Source organism: Geodermatophilus obscurus, assembly GCF_900143215.1.
Lineage (GTDB): Bacteria > Actinomycetota > Actinomycetes > Mycobacteriales > Geodermatophilaceae > Geodermatophilus > Geodermatophilus obscurus_A.
In genome coordinates this window covers 128026-140848 of the sequence record NZ_FRDM01000009.1, presented here as the reverse complement: position 1 = coordinate 140848, position 12823 = coordinate 128026, and the positions used below count along the sequence as shown (strand labels likewise).

14 protein-coding genes and 1 tRNA gene are annotated in these 12823 nt (G+C 73.3%); 3 read left to right on the top strand and 12 right to left on the bottom strand.

What is annotated here, in order from left to right:
- Positions 1-56 precede the first annotated feature (56 nt).
- Together BUB17_RS11330 and BUB17_RS11325 are read left to right on the top strand one after the other, a co-directional pair.
- Complete coding sequence (locus BUB17_RS11330; protein ID WP_072918017.1) at positions 57-1466, top strand: cystathionine beta-synthase; 1410 nt, start codon at positions 57-59, stop codon at positions 1464-1466.
- Positions 1467-1543: 77 nt separating this feature from the next.
- Entirely contained in the window at positions 1544-2701 is a 1158-nt protein-coding gene (locus BUB17_RS11325; protein WP_072918016.1) for a cystathionine gamma-synthase, read from the top strand.
- 88 nt (positions 2702-2789) lie between these two features.
- Here the strand turns inward: BUB17_RS11325 and map are convergent, their stop codons facing one another.
- Both map and BUB17_RS11315 read right to left on the bottom strand, forming a co-directional pair.
- Positions 2790-3560, bottom strand: coding sequence for a type I methionyl aminopeptidase (gene map, locus BUB17_RS11320; protein WP_072918014.1), 771 nt, complete (start codon positions 3558-3560; stop codon positions 2790-2792).
- 30 nt (positions 3561-3590) lie between these two features.
- The gene (locus tag BUB17_RS11315) at positions 3591-4460 is read right to left on the bottom strand and encodes a polysaccharide pyruvyl transferase family protein (RefSeq protein WP_072918102.1); all 870 of its coding nucleotides are present in this window, start codon (positions 4458-4460) and stop codon (positions 3591-3593) included.
- 103 nt (positions 4461-4563) lie between these two features.
- Between BUB17_RS11315 and BUB17_RS11310 the strand changes: the two genes are divergently transcribed.
- Positions 4564-5073, top strand: coding sequence for a VOC family protein (locus BUB17_RS11310; RefSeq protein ID WP_072918012.1), 510 nt, complete (start codon positions 4564-4566; stop codon positions 5071-5073).
- A 115-nt stretch (positions 5074-5188) separates the two neighbouring features.
- Here BUB17_RS11310 and BUB17_RS11305 read toward each other — a convergent pair whose 3' ends face one another.
- The 10 genes from BUB17_RS11305 to BUB17_RS11265 all read right to left on the bottom strand — a co-directional run bounded on the left by BUB17_RS11305 (position 5189) and on the right by BUB17_RS11265 (position 12665).
- Complete coding sequence (locus BUB17_RS11305) at positions 5189-5476, bottom strand: GNAT family N-acetyltransferase (RefSeq protein WP_072918011.1); 288 nt, start codon at positions 5474-5476, stop codon at positions 5189-5191.
- A gap of 320 nt (positions 5477-5796) precedes the next feature.
- Positions 5797-5988: a ferredoxin gene (locus BUB17_RS11300; protein WP_175561337.1), complete on the bottom strand. Its 192-nt coding sequence runs from the start codon at positions 5986-5988 to the stop codon at positions 5797-5799.
- On the bottom strand, positions 5988-7277 hold the full coding sequence (locus tag BUB17_RS11295) for a cytochrome P450 (protein WP_072918009.1): 1290 nt from the start codon (positions 7275-7277) through the stop codon (positions 5988-5990). The genes BUB17_RS11300 and BUB17_RS11295 overlap by 1 nt, the downstream gene beginning before the upstream one ends.
- A 132-nt stretch (positions 7278-7409) precedes the next feature.
- Positions 7410-7486, bottom strand: a tRNA-Met gene (locus tag BUB17_RS11290).
- Positions 7487-7594: 108 nt separating this feature from the next.
- Complete coding sequence (locus BUB17_RS11285) at positions 7595-8491, bottom strand: ABC transporter permease (protein WP_083606273.1); 897 nt, start codon at positions 8489-8491, stop codon at positions 7595-7597.
- Between the two features lie 30 nt (positions 8492-8521).
- On the bottom strand, positions 8522-9715 hold the full coding sequence (locus BUB17_RS11280) for a quaternary amine ABC transporter ATP-binding protein (RefSeq protein ID WP_244277160.1): 1194 nt from the start codon (positions 9713-9715) through the stop codon (positions 8522-8524).
- Between the two features lie 11 nt (positions 9716-9726).
- Positions 9727-10686, bottom strand: a complete 960-nt coding sequence (locus BUB17_RS11275; RefSeq protein WP_072918006.1) for a glycine betaine ABC transporter substrate-binding protein — start codon at positions 10684-10686, stop codon at positions 9727-9729.
- 135 nt (positions 10687-10821) lie between these two features.
- Entirely contained in the window at positions 10822-11718 is an 897-nt protein-coding gene (locus BUB17_RS11270; RefSeq protein WP_072918004.1) for a TauD/TfdA dioxygenase family protein, read from the bottom strand.
- Between the two features lie 43 nt (positions 11719-11761).
- Positions 11762-11851 (bottom strand): putative leader peptide, encoded by a 90-nt coding sequence (locus BUB17_RS28550; protein WP_432416382.1) that lies wholly within the window; start codon positions 11849-11851, stop codon positions 11762-11764.
- A gap of 223 nt (positions 11852-12074) precedes the next feature.
- On the bottom strand, positions 12075-12665 hold the full coding sequence (locus tag BUB17_RS11265) for a TetR/AcrR family transcriptional regulator (protein ID WP_072918002.1): 591 nt from the start codon (positions 12663-12665) through the stop codon (positions 12075-12077).
- Positions 12666-12823: the final 158 nt, after the last annotated feature.

Here is a 12823-nt window from a genome sequence, read left to right as displayed (position 1 = left end):
TGGTGGGATGGACGGCGACGGGCCGGCGTGCTGCCGGCCGCCGAGGAGGGCGTGTCGTGCAGTACGTCGAGAACGTCATCGAGCTGGTGGGGAACACCCCGCTGGTCCGGCTGACGTCGGTCACCCGAGACCTCGGGCCGGACGCGCCGCTGGTGCTGGCCAAGGTCGAGTACCTCAACCCCGGCGGCTCGGTGAAGGACCGCATCGCCGTGCGGATGGTCGACGCCGCCGAGGCCAGCGGCGCGCTGCGGCCCGGTGGCACCATCGTGGAGCCGACCAGCGGCAACACCGGCATCGGGCTGGCCCTGGTCGCGCAGCAGCGCGGCTACCGCTGCGTCTTCGTCTGCCCCGACAAGGTGGGCAAGGAGAAGATCGACGTGCTCAAGGCCTACGGCGCCGAGGTGCACGTCTGCCCGACCGCCGTCGACCCGGCCGACCCGCGCTCCTACTACTCGGTCTCCGACCGGCTGGCCCGCGAGATCCCCGGTGGGTGGAAGCCCGACCAGTACGCCAACCCGGCCAACCCGCAGTCGCACTACGAGAGCACCGGCCCGGAGATCTGGGAGCAGACCGACGGGAGGGTCACCTGCTTCGTCACCGGCGTCGGCACCGGCGGCACGATCAGCGGCACCGGCCGCTACCTCAGGGAGGCCTCCGGCGGGCGGGTCCGGGTGGTCGGCGTCGATCCGGAGGGCTCGGTCTACTCCGGTGGCACCGGACGCCCCTACCTGGTCGAGGGCGTGGGCGAGGACTTCTGGCCCGACGCCTACGACCGCTCGATCGCCGACGAGATCGTCGCCGTCAGCGACGGGGACTCCTTCGCGATGACCCGGCGGCTGGCCCGCGAGGAGGGGTTGCTGGTCGGCGGGTCGTGCGGCATGGCCGTCGCCGGCGCGCTGCGCGCCGCCGAGCGGCTGACCCGGGACGACGTCGTGGTGGTGCTGCTGCCCGACGGCGGCCGCGGCTACCTCGGCAAGATCTTCAACGACGACTGGATGGCCGACTACGGCTTCCTGGAGCAGGCCACGCAGGGCACCGTCGGCGAGCTGCTCGCGGGCAAGGGCGGGGCGACGCCGGAGCTGGTGCACACCCACCCGAACGAGACCGTGCGGGACGCCATCGACATCCTCCGCGAGTACGGCGTCAGCCAGCTGCCGGTGGTGCGCGCCGAGCCCCCGGTGACCGCCGGGGAGGTCGTCGGGTCGGTCGAGGAGAAGGCACTGCTCGACGCGCTTTTCGCGGGGCGGGCCAACCTCTCCGACCGGGTGGAGCGGCACATGTCCCCGCCGCTGCCGATCATCGGCTCGGGCGAGCCGGTCAGCGCCGCGGTCGCGGCCCTGGGGACGGCGGACGCGCTGCTGGTGCACGAGGAGGGCAAGCCGGCCGGCGTCGTCACCCGGCAGGACGTGCTCGGGCACCTGGCCGGCATGTCATCTGCCGGGCTGGCTTCTACCGTCGAGGCATGAGCCGCGAAGACGACGCCCGAGCGAGCACCGCAGCGAGCGCCAGCGAGCGAGGAGCGGACCGAGGGCGGAGTCGAGCCATGGACAGGACCCCGGGGCTCCCCGGTTTCAACACGCGCGCCATCCACGCCGGGCAGGACGCGGACCCGGCGACCGGCGACGTCGTCGTCCCGCTGCACCTGGCGACCACCTTCAAGCAGGACGGCGTCGGCGGGCTGCGCGGCGGCTACGAGTACGCGCGCAGCGCCAACCCCACCCGGACGGCGCTGCAGGAGGCGCTGGCCGCCCTCGAGCAGGGCCGCACCGGGCTGGCGTTCGCCTCCGGCCTGGCCGCCGAGGACACCCTGCTGCGGACGGTCTGCGAGCCGGGCAGCCACGTCGTCCTCGGAGGCGACGCCTACGGCGGGACGTTCCGGCTCATCTCGAAGGTGGCCTCCCGCTGGGGTGTCGAGCACACGCCGGCCGACCTCAACGACCCCGACGCGCTGCGGGCGGCGATCCGGCCGAGCACGCGGGTCGTCTGGTGCGAGACGCCGACCAACCCGCTGCTCAACATCGCCGACATCGCGCTGACCGCCGAGGTCGCGCACGACGCCGGGGCGCTGCTCGTCGTCGACAACACCTTCGCCTCGCCCTACCTGCAGCAGCCGCTGACCCTCGGCGCCGACGTCGTCGTCCACTCGACGACGAAGTACCTCGGTGGGCACTCCGACGTCGTCGGCGGCGCGCTGGTGGTCGGGGACGACGCCGAGCTGGCCGAGCAGCTGGCCTTCTCCCAGAACGCGATGGGCGCCGTCTCCGGCCCGCTGGCCGACTGGCTGGTGCTGCGCGGCATCAAGACCCTCGGCGTCCGGATGGACCGGCATCAGGACAACGCCGCCCGGGTGGCGGAGTTCCTCCTCGGCCACCCGGCCGTCGCCTCGGTGCGCTACCCGGGCCTGCCCGACCACCCCCGGCACGAGATCGCCGCGAAGCAGATGTCCGGGTTCGGCGGGATGCTCTCGTTCCGGCTCGCCGGTGGGGAGGACGCCGCGCTGCAGGTGTGCGAGCGGGCGCAGGTGTTCACCCTGGCGGAGTCGCTGGGCGGGGTGGAGTCGCTGATCGAGCACCCGGCGCGGATGACACACGCCAGCGCCGCCGGGTCCCCGCTGGAGGTACCGGCCGACCTGGTGCGGCTCTCGGTCGGCATCGAGGACGTCGAGGACCTCATCGCCGACCTGGACCAGTCCCTCGCCTGAACGGGTCTCACATGTCAGTGGCCGCGCGGTGGCCCCCTTGCAGGGTCCCACCGCGAGCCTGCGAGCGGTGGGGGCAAGGGGGTCCTTCTCAGCGCGGGGCGGTGAGGATCCGGGGGCCGTCCTCGGTGACCGCCACGGTGTGCTCCACGTGCGCCGCGCGGCTGCCGTCGGCGCTGTAGAGCGTCCAGCCGTCGGCGGCGACCCGGTAGTCGTCGCTGCCCCCGGCGAGGAACCAGGGCTCGATCGCGATCACCAGGCCGGGGCGCAGCGGCAGCCCGCGGCCGGGGCGGCCCTCGTTCGGGACGGACGGCGGCTCGTGCATCGAGCGGCCCACGCCGTGGCCGCCCTGGTCGGTGTTGATCCCGCAGCCCCCGGCGCGGCCCACCGCACCGATCGCCGCGGAGATGTCACCGACGCGGTTGCCCACGACGGCCGAGGCGATCCCGGCCGCCAGCGCGCGCTCGGTGGTGGTGACCAGCTCCAGGTCGTCTGGCCGGGGCGTGCCCACCGGGAAGGTGATCGCGGCATCGCCCACCCAGCCGTCGAGGATGGCCCCGGCGTCGACGCTGAGCAGGTCGCCGTCCTCGAGCTCCTGCGGGGTCGGGACACCGTGCAGCGCGACGTCGTTGACCGACAGGCAGACGACACCGGGGAACGGCGGCGTGGTGGCCAGCGGCGCGTAGCCGAGGAACGGCGAGGTGGCGCCGGCACCGGCCAGGACGGCCCGGGCCACCTCGTCCAGCTGGGTCAGCCGGACGCCCGGTGCCGCGGCGGCGCGGACGGCGGCCAGCATGTCGGCCACGACCGCTCCGGCGGCGCGCATGGCGTCCAGCTCACCTGGCGTGCGCAGCTCGATCAACGGTCCTCCTCGGGTGGCGAGATCGGGGGCTCAACTGGCCAGCTGCTCCTCGAACCAGGCGCGCGCCCGGGCGTTGCCGGCCCGGCCCCGCTCCCCCGCCGCGCGCACCTGCTCGGCGAGCGCACCCGACGGGCAGCGCTGCAGCGCGGCGTCGAGGACCTCGGCGGTGAGCTCCTCGGCCGGGACGACGAGCGGCCAGTCCAGCGCGGTGGCCTGGCCGGTCACCTTGGCGCCTCCGCTGATCGGGTCGCAGGCGACGACCGGCCGGCCGTGCTCGAGACCGAGCACCAGCGCGTGCAGCCGCATGCTCACCACGACGTCGGCGCGCCGGACCAGCGCCTCCACCTGGGCCGGACGGCGGGCGTGCGGCTTCTCGAAGAGGTCCATGTCCAGCTCGAACCAGGGCAGCGCCCGGTCGGCCAGCCACTCCGCGATCGCGCCGCGGACCCGCTCGGCCTGGCTGCGCTCGCCGTACTCACCCTGCACCGGCGTGAACGCCACCGCGAGCACCGGCACCTCCGGCTCCGGGCCCTCGACGGCGAGGTCGGGCCGGGCCAGGCCGGCGGCGTCGCGCTCCCACACCCGGTCGAACAGGGTCCGTGCGGACTCCTCCACCACCGACACGTTGACCCCCCAGCGCTGCACCCCGGTGAAGGCCCCGGTGAGCTCGCGCAGCAGCGGCCGGTCGGTCAGCGGGCCGCTGACGAACACCAGGTGGGTGTGGTCGGCCGGGTCGACGTCCCGCCAGTCCACGCCGCGCTCCGGGTACGGCGCCCAGGCGACGTCGTGGTCGATGCCCAGGTCGGTGAGCCAGCCGGCCACCACGTCGGCGCCGAGCTCGTCGCCGACGGTGGCGATCACCTCGTCGAAGCTGAACCACCCGGCGAGGAGGACACGCATGGCCACCAGCCTCGCACCGACGGGGAACGGGAACCCGTCGAGGGAACGAGATCCTGGTCGCAGCGGTTGTCCCGACCGTCGTCCGACCCCGAGGAGAGCCCCCGTGAGCGACACCGCCAGCGACCTCGACCTGACCGCCATCGAGCAGGAACGCGCCCGCATCCGGGAGGCGCACCTCAAGCCCGCCGGGGAGCGGCCGCCGTCCACCGCCCGCGGCCTGCACCACACCGCGCTGATCAGCAGCGACGTCGAGCAGACCGTCCGCTTCTACCAGGACGTGCTCGGCTTCCCGCTGACCGACCTGATCGAGAACCGCGACTACCCGGGCTCCTCGCACTTCTTCTTCGACATCGGCCACGGCAACCTGCTGGCCTTCTTCGACTTCCCCGGCCTGGACGTCGGCCCGTACGCCGAGGTGCTCGGCGGGTTGCACCACATGGCCATCAGCGTCGACCCCGAGCGCTGGCAGGACCTGGTGCGGCGACTGACCGACGCAGGGGTGGAGCACGAGGTGCACAGCGGCGTCTCGGTCTACTTCCGCGACCCCGACGGCGCCCGCATCGAACTGATCGCCGACCCGCTCGGCGAGATGTACGGCCACCAGGTCCTCTGAGTAAGCACCCCGTCCTCCTCACCGTGCAAGCACCCCGTCCCCCTCATCCCTCGCAGGCTCGGGACGAGCCGCTGGACGGGGCCGACTCGGGGCGGGACCCTGGACGGGGCCGCCCTCAGGCCGGTTGATCGACCAGGTCGGCGTACTCGGGGTGCCGGTCGATCCAGGCGCGGACGAACGAGCAGCGCGGCACCGCCCGCAGCCCGTGCGCCCGGACGTCGTCCAGGGCACCGCGGACCAGCGAGCTGCCCACGCCGCTGCCCTCGGTGTCCGGGTCGACCTCGGTGTGGGTGAACACCACCTGGTCGCCCCGCCGCTGGTAGTTGGCCTGGCCCAGCACGCGGTCGCGGGCCCGGGCCTCGTAGCGGCCGGCTTCGGGAACGTCGGTGACGGTGAGCTCCATGCCGGCACATTCTCCTCGGCCCCCGTCCAGGGCACCGCCCCGAGCCCCGACGGCGCACGTGCAGGCAGCAGGACCCGTCCCCCTCACCGTGGGAGGACCTCGTCCTCCCCACCCTTCGCAGGCTCAGGATGGGACCCGGGACGAGGCCTGCGGCGAGCCTCTCAACGCGGCCTGGCGCGAGCTTACGAGTGGCGGGGGGCAAGGGGTCCTCCCACGGGAGGACGGGCGGCCCCCTGCCGGGTCCCGCCGCCGGCCCCGTCCCGAGCCTGCGAGGGATGAGGAGGACGGGGTCCTTCCTCGGTGGAGGGCAGGGGGGCCTTTCACCAGTCGGCGAGCCCCAGCGCCCCTGTCGGGCACTGGGCGACGGCGTCCCGGACGGCGGCGGCGGCCTGGCCGGGCTGCGGCCGCAGCACCCGGACGACGCCGTCCTCACCGACCTGGAAGACGTCCGCCGCCAGGAACTCGCAGGTGCCCGATCCGACGCAGAGATCGCGGTCGGCCTCGATGCGCATCAGCGCCCCCCGCCCAGCCGGGCCGGCAGCCGCTTGAGGCCGTTGACGAACGACGACCGCAGCCGGTCCGGCTCGCCGGTGACCTCGAGGTCGGGCAACTGGTCGAACAGCGCCCGGAAAGTCACCGCCAGCTCCCGGCGGGCCAGGTGCGCGCCCAGGCAGAAGTGCGGCCCCCTCGACCCGAACCCGACGTGCGGGTTGGGGTCCCGGGCCAGGTCGAGGACCTCCGGGTCCCGGAACACCGCGGGGTCGCGGTTGGCGGCGGCGTAGAGGAGCAGGAACTTGTCCCCGGCCCGGAACCGGTGACCGTTCACCTCGCCGTCTCGCGTGGCGGTGCGCCGCATCCAGGTGACCGGGCTGGTCCAGCGCACCACCTCCTCGACGGCCGTGCGGTCCAGTCCCGGGTCGGCCGCCCACAGGGCCCGCTGGTCGGGGTGCTCGTGCAGCGCCAGCACGCCCTGGCAGATGGCGTTCCGGGTGGTCTCGTTGCCGGCGACCAGCAGCAGGATGAAGAACGAGGAGATCTCCTGCTGGGACAGCCGCTCGCCGTCGACCTCCGTGGTGACCAGCGCGGTGGTGAGGTCCGACCGCGGGTGCTCCAGCCGCTCGGCGGCCAGCCGCTCCATGAGCCCGGCGAGCTCCATCCCGGCCAGCAGGAAGGCGCTGACCGGGTCGTTCTCGTCCTCGATGAGCTCGGGGTCCCCTCCGGAGAGGATGACGTTGGACTGCGCGAGGACCGTCTCCCGGGCCTCCTCCGGGACGCCCATCATGTCGCAGATGACCCGCAGCGGGATCGGTGCCGCGATGTCGGTCACGACGTCGATCGCGCCGTGCTGCGCCTCCGCGGTCCGGCGGGCCCGCGTCAGGACGTCGTCGACGACCGCGCTGACCTGGTCGATCAGCTGCTCCAGCACGCGTGGGGTGAACGCCTTGGACACGATGCGCCGGATCTTGGCGTGCCGGGGGTCGTCCATGCTGATCAGCGAGCCGTAGAACTCGTTGAGCTCGGCCGGGACGTCGGGGATGGAGACCGCACCGCGACCCGAGCAGAAGATTGCGGGCTGGGAGCTGATCGCCTCGAGGTCGGCGTAGCGGGTGACGGCCCGGTAGCCGGGCCCGACCGGGATCCCCGGCAGCTCCGGCTCGGCGAAGAACGCGAAGGGTCGCTCCCTGCGCAGTGCCGCGAAGGTCGCGTACCGCACCGACGGCGGACCGGCCCACCAGTCCCGGTCCGAGAGGTCGACCGCGTCCAGGTCGACGGGTCCGGGTGGAACGGCCTCAACGGTCATGGGTGCCCTCCCCTGGGAGCGTCGGTGCCCGCGACGCTAGGGAGCCGGCCGGTGACGCACAACACCCCTCGCGGCGGCCGGCGGCACGACGCCGGAGGGCCCGGTCACCGTGGTGACCGGGCCCTCCGTACCTGGTAGCGGGGACAGGATTCGAACCTGTGACCTCTGGGTTATGAGCCCAGCGAGCTACCGAGCTGCTCCACCCCGCGTCGGTGACACCACCCTACACGTGCCCGGGCGGCCCTCGCCGGAGCCCCGGGACGGGGAGGGTCGGGAACGTCGGCGTCCGTGCGCGCCGGCCGGCCGCGCACGGAGCGTCAGGCGGAGGCCTGCGCGGGCTCCTCGGACCGCTGCGGGGTCTCCGCCGTCCCGCCGGAGGGCGGGGTCCGGCGGGTCCGCACCCGCAGCAACCGCGACAGGGCCGTCGGGTGGCCGAGGGCCGCCGTCAGCCGGTCGAGGAAGACCGCGAGCAGGACGACGGCGAGGCCGCTCTCGAACCCGGAGGCCACGTCGAGCTGGGTCACCGCCCGCACCACCACCGCGCCGAGGCCGGCGGCGCCGAGCAGTCCGGCCGTGACCACCATCGACAACGCCAGCATGATCACCTGGTTGACGCCGGCCATGATCGACGGCAGCGCCAGCGGCAGCTGGACCTCCCGCAGGATCTGTCCGGGCCGGGCCCCGAAGGCCTGCGCGGCCTCGACGACCTCTCGATCGACCTGCCGGATGCCCAGCTCGGTCAGCCGCACGCCGGGCGGGATGGCGAACAGGATCGTCGCCACGACGCCGGGCACGACCCCCACGCCGAAGAAGAAGACGGCCGGGATGAGGTAGACGAACACCGGCGTCGTCTGCATGGAGTCCAGGACCGGGCGGACGGCGACGCTCACCGCTCGGTGCCGGGCCGCGAGGATCCCGATCGGCACCCCGATCGCCGCGGCGATGACCGCGGCCACGAGGACCAGCGACAGGGTCTGCATCGTCTCGACCCACAGTTCCAGCGAGACGACGAGCAGGAACGCCAGCACCGTGTAGAGCGCCAGCCCCCACCCGCGTATGACGAGGGCGAGCAGGGTGAAGACCACGATCCAGACCACCGGCGGTGGCGTGGCCAGCGCGTCGGTCAGGCCGTCGACCACCGTCTGCATGACGGTCGAGATGGCGTCGAACAGCCACGGCACCGCGGCCAGCAACCAGTCGATGAAGTCGGACATCCACTGTCCGAGCGGGATGTGCGGCACCGGTCAGCCCTCCCGTCGCGCGGGGACGGCGGCCAGCGCGTCGAGCACCGCCGCCCGTGGCACCACACCGAGCAGCCGCCCGCTCCCGTCCACGACCCCGAGCGGTACCGCGTGCTTGCCGACGAGGTGGATGAACTCGACCAGCGGCCGGTCCGGTGCGATCGTGGCGTAGTCGGCGACGAGCTCCCGGGCGCCGACGGCGGTCCGGCCCTCCTGCACCGCGCGGGCCAGCAGGTCGTCGCGCGCCACCCCGGCGATGCGCTGGCCGTCGTCCAGCACGTACACGCCGTTGGCCTCCGCGGCACCGAGGGTGCGCAGCACCTCACCCGTCGACTGGCCCAGCCGGGCGGTCATCCGCGGCTCGCGCAGCAGGTCCCCCGCGGTGAGCACCCGCGTCCGGTCGACGTCGGAGGTGAAGTCGGCGACGTACTCGTCCGCCGGCGCGGAGATGATCTCCGGCCCGGTGCCGAGCTGCACCGTCCGCCCGTCCTTGAGCATGAGGATGCGGTCGCCCAGCCGCATGGCCTCGTTGAGGTCGTGCGTGATGAAGACGATCGTCTTGTGCAGCTCGGTCTGCAGCTGGACCAGCAGGTCCTGCATGTCCCGCCGGATCAGCGGGTCCAGCGCGGAGAACGGCTCGTCCATCAGCAGGACGTCGGAGTCCGCGGCGAGGGCCCGGGCCAGGCCCACGCGCTGCTGCATCCCACCGGAGAGCTGGTCCGGGCGGGCGTCGGCCCGGTCGAGCAGGCCCACCGTGCGCAGTGCCCAGTCGGCACGCTCCCGCTGCTCGGCCGCGGGGACCCCACGGACCTTCAGTGCGTAGGCCGCGTTCTCCCGCACGCTGCGGTGCGGGAGCAGCGCGAAGTGCTGGAACACCATGCTGACCCGCTCGTTGCGGAGGTTCCGCAGGTCCGCGTCGCTGAGCGCCCGCAGGTCCTGGCCGTCGACCTCGACCGTGCCGGCGCTGGGCTCGACGATCCGGTTGAGCAACCGGACGAGGGTCGACTTGCCGGACCCCGACAGCCCCATGACGACGAACAGCTCACCGCGCTCGACGGCGAAGCCCACGTCGTGGACGGCGAGGGTGCACCCGGTCCGGCGCAGGACGTCGTCCCGCCCGACCCCCTCGCCGGCCAGCCGCAGTGCCTCCTGCTCCCGCGGCCCGAAGACCTTCGTCAGGCCGGTGGCGCGCAGCACCGGGGGCACGGTCAGCCGACCCACTCGTCGATCTGGGTGGCGTGCTCGTCGACCCACTGCCGGGCGACCGTCCCGACGTCCTCGCCGTCGACGTCCACCTGCTTCTGCATCTGCTCCATCTCCTCGACCGAGATGCGCAGGTCGACCAGCAGGTCGGCGAACTGGGGGGCCTGCTCCTGCAGCTCCGTGCTCGCGGCGATGTTGGCGCTGTACGAGGGCATGGCGCAGGCGCCGTCGCCGGTGGTCAGGCAGCCCTCGGTGTAGGACGTGGGCTCCTCGAGCTGGACCATGTCGTACTGCGCGAAGACCGCGTGCGGGTGGTACAGGTAGAGCACGATCGGCTCCTCGCGGCTGTAGCTGTTCTCCAGCTGCGCCAGCTCCGCCGCCTCGCTGGAGACGACGTGCTCCAGCGTGATCCCGTAGCCCTCGAGCCGCTTGGCGTTCTGCTCGGTGGTGATGTAGCCCGGGTCGGCGTCGTAGAACTTGTTGCCCAGCTCGTCGGCGTAGTCGTTGAGCTGGGTGACGCTGGTCAGGCCCTCGAGCGGGCCCCCGGGCGCGACGGCGTAGGCCGGCACGAACCAGCCCTGTGCGGCGTCGCCGTAGGTCTGCGAGACGATCTCGACGCGGTCGGCCGCGCCCTCGGCGAGCTCCTGCTGGTTGGGCAGGGCGACCTCGGTCAGCAGGTCGATGTCCCCGCGCTGCGCACCCGCCCAGGCCGCGGCCGGGTCCAGTTGCGTGGTCTGCAGCGTGGCCACGCCCAGCTCGGGTCGGTCGGTGGCGATCTCGCTGAGGATGGAGTTGGTCAGGCCGGCGGCCGTCCAGCTGAACTGGGCGGCCTGGACGGTGATGCCGTCCCCCCCACCGGTCGCACTGTCGGCGCCCTCCTCGGCGCTGCACCCGGTGACGGTCGCGGCGAGGACGGCGGCCAGCGCCACCGCGGATGCGCGGGAACGGATCGTGGTGCGCAGCATGGGGGTCTTCTCTCGTTGCGGCGCCGGGCGCGGGCTCGCCGGCGGGTGGTCGTGCGACGAAGCGCAGGCCCTGGAGGGGATCTGCGCCTCGCCGCGCGGTCAGTTCTCGGAGACGAGCGTCGTGCACGTGCCCGGTCAGGCGCCAGTCGGACCCACCGGCTGGTCCCCCCGGAGCGTGATGCGGTGCATGACACGCCGCCGGTCACCGTAGTCGCGGTTGGCGTAGTGCACCGTCGATCGGTTGTCCCACATCACGACGTCCCCCACCGACCACCGGTGCCGGACGATGTGCTCGGGCTTGGTGGTGTGGGCGTAGAAGAGGTCGAGCAGGTACCGGCTCTCGGCGTCGGACACGTCCTTCAGGTGCGAGACGAAACCGGGGTTGACGAACAGGCCCTTGCGACCGGTCTCGGGGTGGACCCGCACCACCGGGTGCTCGATCGGGACGAGGGCCCGGAACTGCTCGCCCTCCCACGTCGTCCGTGCCTCGCGCTGAGCCAGGTAGTAGCCGAACTCACGGGTGCCGTCGTGCACCGCGACCAGCTGGTCGGCCAGGCGCTGCAGCGGCTCGCTGAGCGACTCGTAGGCCAGCTGGAGGTCCGCCCACTGGGTGTCCCCGCCCGTGGGCGGGAGGACGACGGCGCGCAGCACCGAGCCCAGCGGCGGCCGGCGGACGAAGGTGACGTCGGTGTGCCAGACGTCGGCGAACCCGCCCGAGGCGCTGTCGAGCGCGTAGATCTCGGGGTGCTCCTCGTCGACCCCCGGCACCACGGGGTGGGACTCGGTGACGTCCCCCAGGCGGCGGCCGAGCGCGATCTGGCTGTCGGGGTGGAGCGCGTGCTGCCCCGAGAAGAACAGCACCTTGTGGTCGGCGAGCGCGGTGCGGATGGCGCGGACCTGCTCGTCGGTGGCGGAGGCGAGGTCGACGCCGTGCACGCGGGCGCCGAACCCGGGCGCGAGGCGTTCCAGGTCGAGGGTCGTCGGGGCGGCGGACGCCGCCGGGGCAGGCAGGACAGGGGCAGTGAGGGTCATGACGGGACTCCGGTGGGGTGGATGGGAACGGGCTCGGACGGCGTCAGGCCGTACAGAGCGCGCTCGCGCACCGGAGCAGGTCGATGTGACGGCGCGCGACGAGCGCAAACCGCACAATGCCGACCGGACTCATAGGGATTACCGTAACGGCTGGCCCTCCCCCCGTGTCGAGCGGTGCCCCGCGTCCTGCCGGGCCGGCTGTCGATCGACCGGACGTCGCCGGGCGCCGGCTCCACGTGCCGGACCCGGTCGGCGAGTGCCCGTCGTCGCATCCGTCGCGGCCGGCATCCACGCACCGCACCGGCCCGTTCCCCGCCGGCCCTCCGGAGAGGGCGGCGCACCGGACGACCCCGCGGTCAGCCTGTCGTCGTCGCCTTCACGGCGAAGGCGATGAGCACGGCCTCGACGATGGAGTCGACGTACTCGCGGGTGATGGGGTCCCGGGTGATCAGCATGCGGGTCCAGATCGGGCCGATGAGCAGGTCGATCAGCAGGTCCTGGTCGACCGAGGGGGCCAGTTCGCCGCGAGCGATGGCCAGCGCCAGGACCCGCCGGTAGGCCTGTCGGCGGGTGTGGATGACGGTGTACAGCAGCTCGGCGATCTCGGGGTGGTGACCGGCTTCGCGGATGAGCCGGGCGATGAACTGCCCTCGGCCGCGCACGAACGCCTCCACGGCGCCGTGCAGCAGCGCGAGCAGGTCGGCCTCCAGGGTGCCGGAGTCCGGCACGTCGACGCTCTGCAGAGCCAGCTTCTCCACACCCGCGGCGGCGACCGCAGCCTTCGACGGCCACCGGCGCAGGATCGTGGTCTTGGCGACGCCGCTGCGGGCGGCCAGTTCGTCGAGCGTCAGGCCGGCGTAGCCGCGGGAGCCGAGCAGCGCGATGACCTGCTCGAGGATGCGCTCGTCCAGGGCGCGGTCCCGGGGCCGCCCGCGTCCTGGTGACACAGCTGGAGGCGCACCCATTTTCTCGCAACTCTCCGTTTTGATCAGGGCGGTTAGACCCTACTCGGTGCCTGGTCGAGCTGCGAAGCTCCGAGTCAGGACTTGCGCTACCTGTAGTTGCGCAGTTCCGTCAGAGGGGCCAGTTCTCCCTCTGGCGCAGC